Annotated in this window: 14 protein-coding genes and 1 pseudogene; 9 read left to right on the top strand and 6 right to left on the bottom strand. The window is 65.4% G+C overall.

Annotated elements, in window-relative coordinates; genetic code table 11:
- Window positions 1-3: 3 nt before the first annotated feature.
- Both AB4083_RS08995 and AB4083_RS08990 read right to left on the bottom strand, forming a co-directional pair.
- The gene (locus tag AB4083_RS08995) at window positions 4-2937 is read right to left on the bottom strand and encodes a TonB-dependent receptor (RefSeq protein ID WP_441607449.1); all 2934 of its coding nucleotides are present in this window, start codon (window positions 2935-2937) and stop codon (window positions 4-6) included.
- Window positions 2938-3167: 230 nt separating this feature from the next.
- Complete coding sequence (locus AB4083_RS08990; protein ID WP_441607448.1) at window positions 3168-3704, bottom strand: cysteine hydrolase family protein; 537 nt, start codon at window positions 3702-3704, stop codon at window positions 3168-3170.
- Window positions 3705-3882: 178 nt separating this feature from the next.
- Here AB4083_RS08990 and AB4083_RS08985 point away from each other — a divergent pair, with 178 nt between their 5' ends.
- The 6 genes from AB4083_RS08985 (at window position 3883) to AB4083_RS08960 (ending at window position 8610) form a co-directional block, all read left to right on the top strand.
- Window positions 3883-4464 (top strand): hypothetical protein, encoded by a 582-nt coding sequence (locus tag AB4083_RS08985; protein ID WP_441607447.1) that lies wholly within the window; start codon window positions 3883-3885, stop codon window positions 4462-4464.
- A 132-nt stretch (window positions 4465-4596) separates the two neighbouring features.
- The gene (locus AB4083_RS08980; RefSeq protein ID WP_441607446.1) at window positions 4597-5826 is read left to right on the top strand and encodes a DUF4331 family protein; all 1230 of its coding nucleotides are present in this window, start codon (window positions 4597-4599) and stop codon (window positions 5824-5826) included.
- Complete coding sequence (locus tag AB4083_RS08975; protein WP_441607445.1) at window positions 5823-6422, top strand: HupE/UreJ family protein; 600 nt, start codon at window positions 5823-5825, stop codon at window positions 6420-6422. The genes AB4083_RS08980 and AB4083_RS08975 overlap by 4 nt, the downstream gene beginning before the upstream one ends.
- Window positions 6423-6430: 8 nt before the next feature.
- A complete protein-coding gene (locus tag AB4083_RS08970) occupies window positions 6431-6904 on the top strand; it encodes a hypothetical protein (protein WP_441607444.1) in 474 nt (157 codons plus the stop codon).
- Window positions 6901-7722: a DUF4198 domain-containing protein gene (locus AB4083_RS08965; RefSeq protein ID WP_441607443.1), complete on the top strand. Its 822-nt coding sequence runs from the start codon at window positions 6901-6903 to the stop codon at window positions 7720-7722. Before AB4083_RS08970 ends, AB4083_RS08965 begins: the two co-directional genes overlap by 4 nt.
- A gap of 63 nt (window positions 7723-7785) precedes the next feature.
- Window positions 7786-8610 (top strand): helix-turn-helix transcriptional regulator, encoded by an 825-nt coding sequence (locus AB4083_RS08960; RefSeq protein WP_441607442.1) that lies wholly within the window; start codon window positions 7786-7788, stop codon window positions 8608-8610.
- A gap of 61 nt (window positions 8611-8671) precedes the next feature.
- On the opposite strand, the gene AB4083_RS08955 is transcribed toward AB4083_RS08960, so the two are convergent.
- Together AB4083_RS08955 and AB4083_RS08950 are read right to left on the bottom strand one after the other, a co-directional pair.
- Window positions 8672-8821: a hypothetical protein gene (locus AB4083_RS08955; RefSeq protein ID WP_441607441.1), complete on the bottom strand. Its 150-nt coding sequence runs from the start codon at window positions 8819-8821 to the stop codon at window positions 8672-8674.
- Window positions 8822-8907: 86 nt separating this feature from the next.
- Window positions 8908-9285 (bottom strand): ArsR/SmtB family transcription factor, encoded by a 378-nt coding sequence (locus AB4083_RS08950; RefSeq protein WP_441607440.1) that lies wholly within the window; start codon window positions 9283-9285, stop codon window positions 8908-8910.
- A gap of 111 nt (window positions 9286-9396) precedes the next feature.
- On the opposite strand from AB4083_RS08950, the gene AB4083_RS08945 reads away from it, so the two are divergent.
- A complete protein-coding gene (locus AB4083_RS08945) occupies window positions 9397-10143 on the top strand; it encodes a glucose 1-dehydrogenase (protein ID WP_441607439.1) in 747 nt (248 codons plus the stop codon).
- A gap of 217 nt (window positions 10144-10360) precedes the next feature.
- On the top strand, window positions 10361-11467 hold the full coding sequence (locus AB4083_RS08940) for a hypothetical protein (protein WP_441607437.1): 1107 nt from the start codon (window positions 10361-10363) through the stop codon (window positions 11465-11467).
- A 21-nt stretch (window positions 11468-11488) separates the two neighbouring features.
- Here AB4083_RS08940 and AB4083_RS08935 read toward each other — a convergent pair whose 3' ends face one another.
- Window positions 11489-12346, bottom strand: coding sequence for a helix-turn-helix domain-containing protein (locus AB4083_RS08935; RefSeq protein ID WP_441607436.1), 858 nt, complete (start codon window positions 12344-12346; stop codon window positions 11489-11491).
- A 269-nt stretch (window positions 12347-12615) separates the two neighbouring features.
- Between AB4083_RS08935 and AB4083_RS08930 the strand changes: the two genes are divergently transcribed.
- Window positions 12616-13347 (top strand): hypothetical protein, encoded by a 732-nt coding sequence (locus AB4083_RS08930; RefSeq protein ID WP_441607435.1) that lies wholly within the window; start codon window positions 12616-12618, stop codon window positions 13345-13347.
- Window positions 13348-13517: 170 nt separating this feature from the next.
- Here AB4083_RS08930 and AB4083_RS08925 read toward each other — a convergent pair.
- Window positions 13518-15224: pseudogene (locus tag AB4083_RS08925) on the bottom strand (monovalent cation:proton antiporter-2 (CPA2) family protein); the annotation flags it as partial.
- Window positions 15225-15273: the final 49 nt, after the last annotated feature.

Genomic DNA, 15273 nt, shown 5'->3' with positions numbered 1-15273 from the left:
GCTTTAGAGCTTGTAATTCAGGCCGAACATCACCGTGCGGCCCCAGGTCACGTAATCCAACGGCCTCCCCACCTGCACGTTGTTCGGCAAGCCGGATATCTGCTGGGTCTTCTGCGCAGAATTGCTGAGGTTGTTGACCTGCAGCAGCAGCGACAAGCCATTCAAACGGGTGTCGTCAGCGAAGGCGTAGCCGATCTGCAGGTCAGTCTGCTTATCAGCCAACACCTTTACGTAACCGAGCTGGTCGAACAGCGGCACGGCCTCACCGGTAAACGAAGAGCGGTAACGCTCGGCCACGCGAATCGACCAACCGTACTTCTCGTAGTACACGGCGAGGTTGGCCACCTTGCGCGACAGACCAGGCAAGGTCTTCGGACCTCCCGGAATGGACGACACCGAACTCTCGGGAATCGAACTGTTGGTCAGCGAGAAATTCGCCTGCACACCGAAGCCGTCCAGAGCCTGCGTAATCAGGCCGCCTTCGAATGCACCTGAGAGTTCCAGGCCTTCCATCCGTCCACCCGTGCCGTTCTCAGGGCGGGTGAATGAGCCGATCGGACTGGTCGGCTGGAGCGTGGGGTTGTCGTTGACGAAACCGGCCTTGTCGAAATTAAAGTCCAGCACGGTCTTGTTGTAGATGTAGTTCAGCAGGTTCTTGTTGAACACCGCAACGGCCACATAGCTGGATTTGCCGAAGTACTTTTCCCATGACAAATCGGTACCCACCGCGATATATGGCCGCAACTGCGGATTGCCGCCGCTGCCAGACCACAACACCTGCCCCGCCGCCGGGCCTTCGGTGACACGGGCGACCGAGGCGGAGCTGGACACCTTCTCGTCGTCGATGCGGCCGCGCGCCATGGTCTTGGCCAGGCCGAAGCGCAGGTACTGCCCGTCGGCGATCTGCGCGACCAGGTTGAGGCTCGGCAGGAATTTGTTGTACTTGACGCCACCCTTGAGCGTACCGACCAGCGCATCGCCATTGGTCTGTACCGCAGTGGAGGACTGGTCGGTACGAACGAACTGCACACCCACATTGCCGCGCAACGGCACGTCACCCAGATGGGTATCGATGTTGAACTTGGCATAGGCAACCGGAACCTTCTCGGTGATCGAGTAGTTGCGGCTCCAGTCCGACTGTCCATTGCGCTGGGTCAGATAGAACTGGCTTCCGAGCGCATCCAGCACGTTGTAATTGAGGATGCCAGGGATACCGCCATAGCTCAGCGAAGTCGGTCCGCGCAGGAAGGCCGAGCCGACGGGTACGCCCATCGCATGGTTATAGGGTCCATTGCCCACGCCATCGCCATTGCCGTTGCCGTTGAGCCAGGCGAAGAACACGTCGGCCTGCTTGGTCTTCTTGCGCTCCGAGTAGGCAACGCCTACGTCCACCGTGCTGAAGATCCAGCCCACCGGATGCGACACCTGGAACCGTGCGGCCTTGATCGTGTCCTTCTGCTTGTCGAACTCCTCGCGGCCGTTGTAGCCATAGTTGTCCGGATCCGTGAACACGACGTTGGCCGGATTGGTCAGGTCCACTCCCGGGCGGAAGTACGGATAGTCGTCACCGGTGGGCGTACGGAAAAACACGTCCGTGGTCGGGTTGCCGGCCAGTCCGCCAAACAGATAGGCGTCGCGCAACCGCTTCTTCGCCATGGAATACGACAGGTCGCCGGTGATCACCCAGCCGTTGCCGAAGTCGTACTGATGGTTCCAGCCGGCCGAGAACAGCTTGTCTTTCTCCTTGCTGTACTCGTTCTGCAGGATCGGCGCGATATTGCTGATCGTTCCGGAGGTGACGATCGGATACGGCAAAGCAGGCGTAATACCCACGTTGCTATATACGGGTAGGCCATTGGAGTTGTAGGGGCTGCTCGACCATTGCACGCCGTTCTTGTATTTGCGCTCGTTGAAGGTCGAGTAATAGAGGTCCAGCGTGGTGTGGTAGTGCTCACCCGGCGCCCATTCCAGCACGGTCATCAAGCCGTTGCGCAGCTGGTTTTCCGACTGCGCGCGCAACTGCATGCCCTCCTGCGAAAGCACGTTGTCCGGCAGACCGGGTGTATGCGGACCACCCCAGTTCTGCTCGATGCCGGCCGAGCCGTTGTTCACGCTCCACCACCAGGCCTGGTACTGCTTCTCCTGGATCGGCGAATCCAGCTGGGCGAAGCCAACGGCCACGCCCAAGGTATGGTCGAGGAACTGGTCGATGTACGAGAAGCTCGCGCGGTGGCCCATATCGCCCACGCCCGAGCCCGGATTGAGCTTGTCGTTGGTGGTGTGCTCGCCACGCAGGTTGATCGCGATCGCGCGCTTGGGCAGATCCAGCGGTTTGATCGTATGCAGATCCACCGTGCCGGACAGACCCTGCCCGACCAGACTGGCATCCGGCGTCTTGTACACCGCCGCCCCGCTGATCAGTTCCGACGGATACTGGTCATATTCCACGCCCCGGTTCTCGCCGATCGTCGCCTGTTCGCGTCCATTGAGCGTGGTGCCCGCGAAATCCGGCGACAAGCCGCGGATCGAGATCACGTTCGCACGACCATCCACCCGCTGCGTCGCCAACCCCGGCAACCGCGCCAGGCTCTCCGCGATACTCGCATCCGGCAACTTGCCGATGTCCTCGGCTGAAATCGCCTCGATGATGCTGTCCGAATTCTGCTTCGCGCGGATCGAACTCTCGATACTGCCGCGAATACCGGTGACCACCACTTCCTGCAGGTTGCTGACCTGTCCGGGCGCCGGCTTCTTGTTGGGGTCCTGGGTCTGCTGACCCTGCGCTTGCGGCGTGGCAGCCGCCGGCTTGGCGGGTGCGGGGCTGTCCTGTGCGTTGGCGATGCCGGATGCCAGCAAGGCGGCGATACATGCCGCGGCGAGCGGCTTGCGTGCCATTCCATACCCAAGCCGCATGCGCGGCGCGAGGCCTTGATTCATGAACCATTCCTCCCTCTTTTATTGAGTGCCCCCCATGGCACCGGCAGGCGTACGCGCCAACGCAGCGAGTCATCGCGAGATGCCCGCTGTTCTATGGCGCGTGCCCGGATTCGCCGCGGAGAATGAGCGAGCGTCAGCGCTACGTCATTCCGCGGCGCAACAACTTGCTGAGCAAAGGTTCAGCAGCGTGAAAACGCTGGGTAGATCACATAAGAAAAATCAGATGGGTCTTATGCAAAGCGCAAGGCTTGCGCCGGCACGACTTCCATCCGCGTGCCGAAGGTCTGCAGCCGCGCCAGCACCCAGTTGTGATGCGCGATGATCCGCTGCGCAGGCAACACCTCGTTGTCCACCGTCGAGTGCGCATCCTCCGCCAGGCTGACGTGATAGCCGAGCGCAAGCGCACGCCGCACGGTGGTGTCGATGCAGAAATCGCTTTGCAGGCCGCAGATCGCCAGATGATCGATGCCGCGCTGCTGCAACAACTGGCCCAGCTCGGTCTCGTAGAAGGAATCGGGCGTGACTTTGCGCACGCGCGGATCGTCCGCCTGCGCATGCAAGCCATCGACCAGCTGCCAACCGGCCGTGTCGTGCACCAGATCGCCTTCGGCCTCTTCGTGCTGGATCAGCACCACTGGCACGCCGGCGGCGCGGGCGCGGTCGACCAGGCCGTTCACCCGCTGCAGCACGCGGTCGATGTCGTACGCGGCCCATGCGCCGGTGCACAGGCCTTGCTGCATGTCGATCACGAGTAGCGCCGAAGTCATAGGGTTGAAGTCATAGCGAACAATTCGAAGCGAGGCGAGAACCACGCAACGATCATAGCCTCCGCCGAAGTGGTCCGGCCAACGCTTGCCAAGTGGCTATTCCGGCCCCGCCGCACCCGGCGCATGGTTGCGCCCACCCCGTCCCACCCCACCCACCCCAGCCAAGCCGAGGTGATGCATGCGCGAGATCGACGCCCACCGCCGCCAGGTCCTGCAATGGACCATGGCCAGCCTGCCCGCCCTGCTTGCATTCGGCGGCCTAGGCACGAGCCTGCCCGCCGCCGCGGCCACCGCCGCAGGCGCGCACGACTTCGACTTCTTCCTCGGCAACTGGCGCGTGCACCACCGGCGCCTGCGCAAGCGCCTGGCGGGCAGCCGGGACTGGGACGAGTTCGACGGCAGCTCCCGCTGCCAGGCCATGCTCGGCGGGCTGGTCAACATCAACGAGAGCGAGTCGAGCCGTGGCGGCCGGACTTACAACGGCCTGGGCATCCGCGCCTATGACGCCGCCAGCGGGCAATGGGCCGACTGGTACCTGGACGGCGGCAAGCCGACCTCGATCGAAGCGGCCGGCAGCGGACGCTTCGCAGGCGGCGTCGGCACCTTCCTCTCCGACGACATGTTCGAGGGCAAGCCGGTCAAGGTGCGCGGAATCTTCACCCCCATCGCGGCCGATACCTGCCAATGGGAGCAGGCGTACTCGCCGGATCAAGGACACAGCTGGGAGACCAACTGGATCATGCGTTACACGCGCGCCTGAGCACCGCTTGGCGTTGGCGCGCCCCTGCCGGCCCGCACAGGCGCCGGCAAGCGGCTTGCTAAAGATTTTGATAGCCCGGCTTTCCCCATCTCGGGCCTACTGCTCGTGCCCTCTCCACACGAGCACAACCCGATGAAACGCACAGCTGCATGGCGGCTGCAGGCGCTGGCCTGCCTTACCCTGAATCTGGCCTTCGGCAGCGCGGCCCAGGCCTCGGACCACCTCGACACGCCGTCGGTGATCGGCGATCCGCGCGCCGATATCGGCGACCTCTATGCCTGGACCTCTCCCGACGGTAAGCACCTCAACCTGGTGATGGATATCGTCGGGCATACCTTCTCCGACAAGCTCGACTACGTCTTTCATATCGACAGCGGCAAGCGTTTCGGCCACACCACCGCCAGCACTGTTCTGCGTTGCCGCTTCCGCTCCGGCACCGACCTGACCTGCACCGCAGGCGATGCCGACCAGGCGCAAGGCAACCCCGGCGACCCGAAGGGATTGGCCAGCGCACATGGCAGCTTCCGCGTCTTTGCCGGCCCGCGCGACGATCCGTTCTTCAACAACGTCAAGGGCACCCGCGCCGCCTATGACAAAGCGCACGCCGCGCTCGAAGCCGGCGCCAAGGTGGATGCGGCCGGCTGTCCCGCGTTCGACGCGCCTACCGTACGCGCCGTCGCCGACGAATGGCGCCATACCCAGGGCGGCCCCGCAAAGAACCTGCTCGCCGGCTGGACCACCTCGGCCATCGTCGTCTCCATCGACCTGGGCGTGGTGAGCAAGGGCGGTCCACTGCTCGCGGTGTGGGCTACCACGCAGGGGCCGACGCGGCAGATCGATCGCGCCGGACGCCCGCTCACCGGCAATGCGTTGCTCGGCACGCTGGCCCCCGAAGAAATCAGCGATGCGTTCAAGGAGACCTACAACATGGCGACGCCCGCGGATGGGGCGAAGTTCGTCGACGAGATCGCCAGCAACCTGGGCCTGTACGACGGCTTCGACGGCAAGTGCGGCAACCAGTGGCTGGCGGACGCCAAGGCAGCACCGACGCGCCGCTATCACGCGCTCGCATCGCTGCTCGCCGACGATCGCCTGTGGGTGAACAGCGCTTCCGCCATCTGCACGCAGTTCTTCGCGGTGGAACGTGCGGCGCTGGGCGGCGAGCGTGCGCTGGCCAAGGATTGCGGAGGACGCACGCCGACCTACAGCGCCTCCAATGTCTATCGCTCGATGCTGGTCGATGGCACCCCCGACAGCGTCAGCGATGGATTGACGCGCGACGAACGCGAGCATTCGGACAGCGTCTTTCCGTTCCTGGCCGCGCCCGACGGACAGGCGGCTACGGCCGGGGCCTATCAGTGATTTCCTCGCCGTCGATCCGCACGCGTGGCGCCTTGCTCTGCGCGTGCGGCCTCTCGCTGCCCGCTTATGCACATACGGGCACGGGCCTGGCCGGCGGCTTTCTCGCCGGCTTCGCCCATCCGCTGTCGGGCGCGGACCATCTGTTGGCGATGGTCTCGGTCGGCTTGTGGGGAGCGTTTCTCGGCCGCCCGCTGGTGCACGTATTGCCGGTGGTGTTCCCCGCGATGATGGTCGGCGGCGCGATGCTCGGCATGTTCGGCGCCACGCTGCCGTCGGTGGAAAGCGGCATCGCGCTATCGGTGCTGGTGCTCGGTGCATGCATCGCGCTGGCGTGGCGTGCGCCGACATGGGCAGCGGTTGCGGTAGTGGCCTTGTTCGCGCTGTTCCATGGTTACGCACATGGCCGCGAATTGCCCGCGGCGGCCGATCCGGTGGGCTATAGCAGTGGTTTCGTGCTGGCCACGGGGTCGTTGCATGTAGCGGGCATTGGATTGGGCCTGCTGTGCGCGCGGCCGGCCGGCAAGCTGGTAGCGCGGGGATTGGGCGCCTCGATCGGCGTGACCGGCCTGTGGTTCCTGTTGAAGGCGCTGTCATGAGAGGCGGCGTGCCCGCAGCAATGTTGCTGTGCGCCGCGTTCGGCCTGGCGTTGGCATTTGCGCCGCGGCGCGTGTGGTTGGCATGTGTCGGCCTGGTTGCGCTATCGGCCATGCTTGGTTTTGCGCTGAAGTTGCCGCGTGCGGCGATCGATCTGGTGTTTCTCTGCGGCTGGCTCAGCGTGATCGCTTGCGCCGCAACGGTGCACCTGCGTAGCGGACTCCCGTCACCGCTTGCCCTGCTGCTGGCCATCGACGCTGGCGCATGGAGCGGCGCGATGATCGCCTTCGAAGGACGCTGGCTCCATCTTCCCGCCGCCTGGCTTTGCATGCTCGCGCTGGTTCCCGCCGCGTTGGCCGTGCGCTGGCGCCTGCCGATCGCCGCCAAGGTGATATCGAGCTGGCTGATCGCCATCGCGGTGCTCGCCGCCGCACTGCCTTACTTGCCCGTCACTCCGGGCTATCTGCCGGATCATCTCGAATGAAGATGCGTATGTGGATCGGCTGCGCCTTGCTCGCACTCGCTGCATCGCCGGTAGTCGCGCACGACTTCTGGCTGCAGCCGTCGCCGTACTGGATCGTGCCGCATGGCACGGCGCAGTTCACCTTGCAGGTGGGGCACGGCCCCTACCGGCAGCGCTCGCCGATACCGGCGCGGCGCATCACGCGCTTCGAAGACATAGCTCCGGACGGCACGGCCACCGACCTGCATTCCCGCCTGCACGCCGGCGTCGCCGATGCAGATGCCGACGTGCAGTTCACCACGCCCGGCACCCATCTGCTGGTACTGGAAACCGACAACCGCGCGATGACTTCCCTACCCGCCATTCGCTTCAACGACTACCTGCACGCCGAAGGACTCACCCCGGCGCTGGCCGAGCGCGAACGAACCCATCGCATGGACCGCGACGGCGCCGAGCGCTACGGCCGCCATGCCAAGACGCTGGTGCAGGTCGGCCCGCCCGGCACAGCCGCTGCCGACACGGTCACCCGCCCACTCGGCCTGACCCTGGAAATCGTCCCCGAGCGCAACCCTTACGCCTTGCCGCACGTGGATGAACTGCCCATCCAGGTGCTTTACCTCGGCCAGCCCCTGCCCGGTGGCCTGGTCAAGCTGACCCGCCTGGAACACGACGAAAGCCCCGTCGAAACCCAGCGTACCGACGCAGCCGGCCGCGCCGTCTTCAAGGTACCGGCGGAGGGCAGCTGGCTGCTCAATGTGATCTGGACCCGCCCGTTGCCAGCCAGCGAAGACGTCGACTTCGAAACCGCGTTCTCGAGCCTGGCTTTCGGCTTTCCCTGAACCACTTCCCTGGCCCACTTCCCTGAACCACTTCCCTGGCCCGATCAAGCTATCCTGCGCAACATGTCCGCCTTCCACGTCGACCGCTGGCTGAGCACCGACACCGTCGCCTTGCGCAACGTGCGCTGCGACGGTGCCTGCCGGCATCGCAGCGCGGAAGAATGCGCCAGCTCGACCAACCTGGTGTTCCCCTATCGCGGCGTCTACGTGCGCCATGTCGGCAGCGACCAGTCCGTCGCCGATGCCAACCACATGCTGTTCTTCAACGCGGGCGAGGCCTACCAGGTCAGCCATCCGGTGAACGGCGGCGACGCCTGCCTCTCGGTGGAAGTGCCCGATGCGATGCTGGAGGAACTGGCGCCGCGCAGCTTGCTGCGCCAGGGCGGCGACAAGGTCGGTTTCAACCGGCAATCGCAACCGATCGATCCGCGCGCGCAAGCCCTGGTCGCCCTGCTGCGCCATAACCTCGAACGCGACGGCATCGAACCGCTCGAAGCGGAAGCACTGCTGCTCACCTTGATCGGCCGCAGCCTCGGGCCGCGCAGCGCGCGCGAACCGGCCGCCACGCACGCGCGGCGGCGTCTGGCCGATCGCGTGAAAGTGCTGCTGGCCAGCGACCTGTCGCGGCGCTGGACTCTCGCCGATATCGGCACCGAGATCGGTTGCTCGCCGGTGTATCTCACCCAGGTATTCCGCCAGGTGGAAGGCGTGCCGCTGTATCGCTACCACTTGCATCTGCGCCTGGCGCGCGCGCTCGACATGGTGCCGCACAGCGAAGATCTTTCCGCGCTCGCCGCGGATCTGGGCTTCTCCAGCCATAGCCATTTCGCCAACGCATTCCGCCAGGCCTACAGCCGTACGCCGAGTGCGTTCAAGCAGTCGACCTGAGCTCGCTACCAACGAAAAGGGCCGCCCTCTGGAGCGGCCCGGTTTCCGGTTTCAATGCTGCTCAGCGGCTGGAAGCGGCCGAAGCATGCGCTTCCCGCAGCTTCTCCGCGCATTCCTCGCAGCACACCTCGACGGTCTTCCCGCCGATCTTCACCTGGATCGCACTGGCATCCAGTTCGCAGTCGCAGGCCGCGCAGGTTTTCTCAGACATGGCTTTGGCTCGTTGATGGCACCCGACGTCCGGGTGTGTTCATTGGGCCCGTTGGCGACAACGCGCGCTGTCAGATTCTTTAGCGTTCAACCGCTGCGTGCCTTGCCGCTTCTGCGCCTGGCCGCCTTCATCCGGTCCATCAACTGCTGCTGGTACGCGCCCATCACCGCCGGCAGCAGCCCCGGAAAGCGCTGATGGATCTCCGTGCAACGCGTGGTGTTGCGCATCTCCACGCCATGGCGCTCGCTGCGGATCAGGCCGGCTTCGCGCAAGGCGCGGAAATGCTGCGACAGCGTGGACTTCGGGATCTCGCGGTCGTCCAACTGCAGGAAGGCCGAGCAGCTCGTGCCCTTCTCCGACGCGGCGAGCCCGGCGTAGATGGCCACCCGCACCGGGTCGGCCAAGGCGTGGAGGATGCCTTCCACGGTGACGTCTTCGATCGAGGGGTGAACTAGCGGTCTCATGCCAGGCATCTTACCAGCCCTTGACTTGCAGTTCGTTAGTTCATATGTTGCGAACTATTGAATTACTGAACCGGGCAGTTCGCCCTTCCATCACCTGACAGGAAATCCGTCATGAGCAAGCTCAAAGGCAAAGTCGCGCTGGTTACCGGCGCATCCAAGGGCATCGGCGCCGGCATCGCCAAGGCGCTCGCCGCCGAAGGCGCCGCCGTCGTCGTCAACTACGCTTCCAGCAAGGCCGGCGCCGACGCCGTGGTCGAGGCCATCAGCAAGGCCGGCGGCAAGGCTGTCGCGGTAAAGGGCGACGTCTCCCAGGCCGCCGACGCCCAGGCCATCGCAGACGCCGCGGTCAAGGAGTTCGGCCGCCTCGACATCCTGGTGAACAACTCCGGCGTGTACGAGTTCTCGCCGCTGGAGCAGATCACCGAAGAGCACTTCCACAAGCAGTTCAACGTGAACGTGCTGGGCCTGCTGCTGACCACCCAGGCCGCCGCCAAGCACATGAACGACGGCGGCAGCATCATCAATATCGGCTCGCTGGTCACCCGCATCGTGCCGCCGGGCGGCTCGGTCTATACCGCCACCAAGGGCGCCGTCGACGCGATCACCGGCGTGCTTTCGCGCGAACTGGGCCCGCGCAAGATCCGCGTCAACGCGCTCAATCCCGGCATGGTCGAGACCGAGGGCACCGTTACCGCCGGCTTTATCGGCTCGGACTTCCACCAGGAAGCGATTGCGCACACCCCGCTGGGCCGCATCGGCCAGCCGGATGACATCGCCTCGATCGCCGTGTTCCTCGCCTCCGACGACTCGTACTGGCTGACCGGCGAGAAGCTTTACGCCGCCGGCGGCGCACGCTGATCGACGATACCGTCGCCACCGCTTGAAAGCGGTGGCGACGATGCGCCAGACACGAACGGCACGCGGGAATCGCTCTCGCGTGCCGTTTGCTTTATGCCGTCTCGGTGCCTCGGCCAGTGCGCAAAGTGGCTATGTAAAAAGACTCAAAAGTGGCTATTCAAGCAAACCATTAGTACGCGTAGCTTGCGCATCACTTCCCGCCGATGAGAGTCGCGCCATGCAAGCCACGCTGAAGCTCCTGCTCTGCTCAGCCGTCGCGCTGGGCCTCGCCTGCGCCAGGCAAGCACCGACCGCTCACGCGGCGCCAGCCGACGGCAGCCACGATTTCGATTTCAACATCGGCACCTGGCACACGCATATCCGCACGCTGAAGGAACCGCTGTCCGGGCACACCGACTGGAACGAGATGCGCGGCACCGTCACGGTGAACCCGCTCTGGAACGGCAAGGCCCAGGTCGAGGAAATCGAAGCGGACAGCCCCGGCGGCCGCTTCGAAGGCATGACGGTGTTCCTCTACGATCCCGCCGCGCATCAATGGCGCCAGTACTTCACCGACAGCGACGACGGCAACATGGAAACGCCCTCCGTCGGCCACTTCGAACATGGCCGCGGCGAGTTCTACAGCCAGGAACTCTACAAGGGCCGCGCCGTGCTGGTGCGCGGCATCTGGACGGTCACCTCGCCGGATGCGCACAGCTACGAGCAGGACTACTCGGACGACGGCGGCAAGATCTGGGAGGCGAACTTCATCGCCAACCTCACGCGCTACAAGCCCGGCGAAGCAGTCACCCCGATGAAGCCGGTTGGCCATGAAGCCGGACAGCACGACTTCGATTGGCAACTCGGCAACTGGGACATCCATATGTCGCGCATGGAGCACCCGCTTACCGCTCAATCCCGCTGGACTCCGCTCGATGGCAGCGTACGCGTACGCAAGCTATGGAACGGCCGCGCCAACCTCGCCGAGATCGACACCCAGGGCCCGTCCGGCCATCTGCAGTTCCTGTCGCTGCGCCTGTTCAATCCCATCGCGCACCAGTGGAGCCTGAACTTCGTCAGCAGCGACAGCGGCAAGTTCAGCTCGCCGATGATCGGCGCCTTCGTGGACGGGCGCGGCGATTTCTACGATCAGGAGCCTTACAACGGCAAGGCCATCCTGGCGCGGTTTTCCTTCCTCCATCTCGCCCAAGGCTCGAACAGCGACGAGCAGGCGTTCTCCGCCGATGGAGGGAAGACGTGGGAGGTGAACTGGGTCAATGCATCGAAGCGTGCGCAAGGCACCGGCAATGATGCGGTCGCCGGTCGCGCAGCGCACTCGCCCTGAGCAACAGCCGCCCACCGAGCCTCAATGCAAGCGCGCGTCTCGACCTGCCGTCAGCCGCGCGTGCAGCCGTTTCAGATCGCTGGCACGAAGCGTGTCTCGAAGATCGCTGGGCGATACCCCCAACGCCTGCCGGAACGCATCGGTCATATGGCTGTGGCTGCTGAAGCCCACGTCGCAAGCCAACGCCGCGAGGTCTTCCTCGCCTTCGCCCAGGCGCCCCAGCGCCGTGCCCAGGCGGTGTTGCACGCGGAACTGCCGCAGCGATTGTCCGGTGCCCTGGCGGAAGATCCGGCATAGATGAAACGGCGAGCAACCCGCGACCCGCGCCAGTTCGTCGACGCCGAGGTTCTCACCGGGGCTGGCGACGATCGCCTCCTGCGCGCGGCGCACCTGGCGCGCGGCGCCGCGGTTCGATGCGCGCGGCGGTTCGCCGCCGTGCATTAATCCGTCGAGCACGGCCAGCAAGGCCTCCTCGGCTTCCAGTGCATCCGGTCCGCCGCGCATGCCCAGCAACATCTCCACATGCGCCTGCTGCAGATGCAGATCGTGCTGGATATCCAGGCAGGCCGGTGCATGGGCGCCTGCCAAGCCCAATCCATCCAGCCACGCATCCTCCAGCCACACGTCGGTGCAGCAGGCGCAGCCGCGATGGTCCGGATGCGAGACCCGGTACTCCACGTCGCGGCCCAGGAAGACCGCCTGCCCCGGTCGCGCCAGGCAGGTGCGGTTGCCGACCTGGATCGAGAACGCGCCGCGCCGCGTAAGCAGGAAGCGCGCGGGCTCGCCTTCTCCGTGACCGCAATTCACGCGCGGATAGCTGCAATCCTGGGTCATCACCGTGAAGTGAGATGAACTCAGCACTGTCTGCACAATGGACATTCGCCTAAGCCCCCGCCGGCATCCGGGGCCGATCATACGCCCGTACCGGCGGCACACACCGGGCCAGCGCACAAAAGCACGTTTCCGGAAGCGCGCCGCGATGAGACACGGCACGCTGCGCGGTTGCGCCGCGCAACCCGCCCGGTGGCCGAACGCAAGCGCGCAGGTTTCTGGAAGCGCGCTCCATCGCACCCACCCAAGCTGGGCTCGCGGAATCCCACCGTCCCCACCCCACGCTTCCGCGCACGCACATTCACCAGGAGGGCGTTATGTACAAGACGTTCTGTGGTCTGTTGTTCGCTTGCACCACGCTGGTCACCGCACAGGCGGCCGAGCCGCCGGGCAATGACCTGCTCGGCTTCGGTCCCAATCCCTTGCTCTATCCCAAGGACGCGCGTCCGTTCGGCAAGAGCATCTTCGGCTGGGCGGACCGCTCCTTGCAGTGGCTGTATGCGCAGCCTTCAGCCAGCAATCCGGTGTTCGACACTACCGGCGCGTTCTGCGCAGCAGGCCAGGACGGCCCGGTGTGGAACCTTGCGCCCGCGGCCATGCCGATGATGATGGCCGGCGATGTCGCGCGCACCTGCACGGTGCCGCACAGCAAGGCGCTGCTGCTGATGGTCGGTTTCATCAGCGATACCTACCCCTGCCCGGATCCGAACTTCGGTCCCAAGCCAGGACAGTCGCTGTACGACTTCCTGGTGGCCGACGCGAAGACCTATCCGATGATGGGCAACATGCAGGTGACGTTGGACGGCCACCCCATCCGTTCCGTCAATGATTATCTGTACACCTCGGAAAACCTGTTCTCCCTCAAGGGCGATCCGAGTCTGCAGACCAGCTTCGATCCCTGCATCACCACCGGTTGGCAACCGGCGGTGAACTACGGCTACTACCTGATGTTCCGTCCGCTGCGGCCTGGCCAGCACACGCTGGTGAGCCGGATGACGGATATGACGGGCATGGTCAGGTCGCTGACCTATTTCCTCACCGTGCAGTAGCTTCGCCATCGTGGCGCGGCGCAATGCCGCGCCACGATTCATGCGATCGGTGCAGCGCGCTCCGCTTACCCGCGCAAGCGAACGATGCGCCAACGCCGCTGCATGGCCTACGTCTCGCCAGTATCCGCAGCGTTGCGCTTGCCGCTGAACAGCGCGCGCCCCGCGAACAGGCCGCCGGTGATCTCCAGTTGCAAACGCTCGCGGTCACGCTCGCGCAGGCGCCGGGCGATCTCGTCGATCTCCTCGCGATCCACGCCCAGCTTCGCCAGTGCCGCCTCGCCCAGCAGCACGGCCGACTCGAAGGTCTCGCGCACTTCCAGGTCCGCGCCGGCCTTGATCAGGTCGATGCTGTGGCGGCGATCGACCGCGCGCACCAGCACCGGCACCAGCGGAAACTGCGCCTTGACCAGCTCGGTGATGCGCGTGCCTTCATCGGCCTTGTCCACGCACACCAGCACCACGCCGGCACGCCCCGCGCCGGCGGCTTCGAGAATGTCCAGACGCGTGCCGTCGCCGTAATACACCTTGAAATCCAGGCTGCGCGCGGTGTCGATCATTTCCACGTCGGTATCGATGATCGAGATCTCGTAGCCGCGCTCGAACAGGAACTGGCTGGCGATCTGCCCCACCCGCCCGAAGCCGATCACCAGCGCCGCGCCGTTCAGGCCATCGGGCCGTTCGTAGCCGTCGGTGGAAGGACCCAGGCGCGCGCGGATCGCATTCATCGATGCGATGGCGATCGGTGTCAGCACCATGGACAGAATGATGATGGCGGTGAGCTGCGCATTCTGCTCGGCATTGATGATGCCTGCTGCCCCCGCAGCGGCGTACAGCACGAAAGCGAACTCGCCGCCCTGCGCCATGAACACCGCGCGGTCCACCGCCTCGCGGTGCGATGAGCGGAACAGCCGCGCCACCGCGTAGATCACCAGCGCCTTGGCGGCCATGTAAAGGAACACATAGCACAGGATGGTGCGCCAGCTCGTCGCCACCACGCGCAGGTCCAGCGACATGCCGACCGCGATAAAGAACAGGCCGAGCAGGATGCCGCGGAACGGATCCACGTCGGCCTCCAGCTGATGCCGGTACGAGGACTCGGACAGCATCACGCCCGCCACGAACGCGCCCATCGCCATCGACAAACCGCCCAGTTGCATCGCATAGGCCGAGCCGAGCACCACCAGCAGGGCGGCGCCGGTCATCACCTCGCGCGCACGGGCGTTCGCCAGCAGGCCGAAGAAGGGATTGAGCAGATAGCGTCCGGCCAGCAACAGGCCCGCGATCGAGGCCGCGCCGATACCGATCGCGCCCCAGTCGATGCCGCGGTGCGCCACCGGGCTGCCCGGCGCGATCGGCGCCAGGAACGCCACTGCCGCCAGCAGCGGCACGATCATCAGGTCTTCCAGCAGCAGCACGCAGACGATGCGCTGGCCGCTCGGCTCGTTCACCTCGCGCCGCTCTTCCAGCAGCTGCATCACGATCGCCGTGGAGGTCAGCACGAAACCCGCGCCGGCCACGAACGAGGGCGCCACCGGATAGCCGGTGAGCACACCCACCGCGGTGAGCGCCAACGCGCAGACCGCCACTTGCGCCAACCCCAGGCCGAAGATCTGCCGGCGCAGGCTCCACAGGCGCGAGGGGTGCATTTCCAGCCCGATCAGGAACAGGAACATCACCACGCCCAGCTCGGCCACCTGCAGGATGGCGCCGGGGTCGGTAAAGACTTTCAGCCCGAACGGCCCGATCGCCAGGCCGCCGGCGAGATAACCGAGCACCGCGCCCAGGCCCAGGCGCTTGAACAGCGGCGCCGCGACGACACCCGCGGCCAGCAGCGTGATGACCGGCAGCAACGCTACCCCTTGGTGTTCCACCGCCATGTGCCTGGCTTCCCCTCGCCGGAATCGTGGGCGGAGCGTAGCAAAGCAG

Origin of the sequence: Dyella sp. 2RAB6 (assembly GCF_052115385.1) — a bacterium.
Taxonomy (GTDB): domain Bacteria; phylum Pseudomonadota; class Gammaproteobacteria; order Xanthomonadales; family Rhodanobacteraceae; genus Dyella_D.
This window is presented reverse-complemented; position numbering and strand designations above follow the sequence as displayed.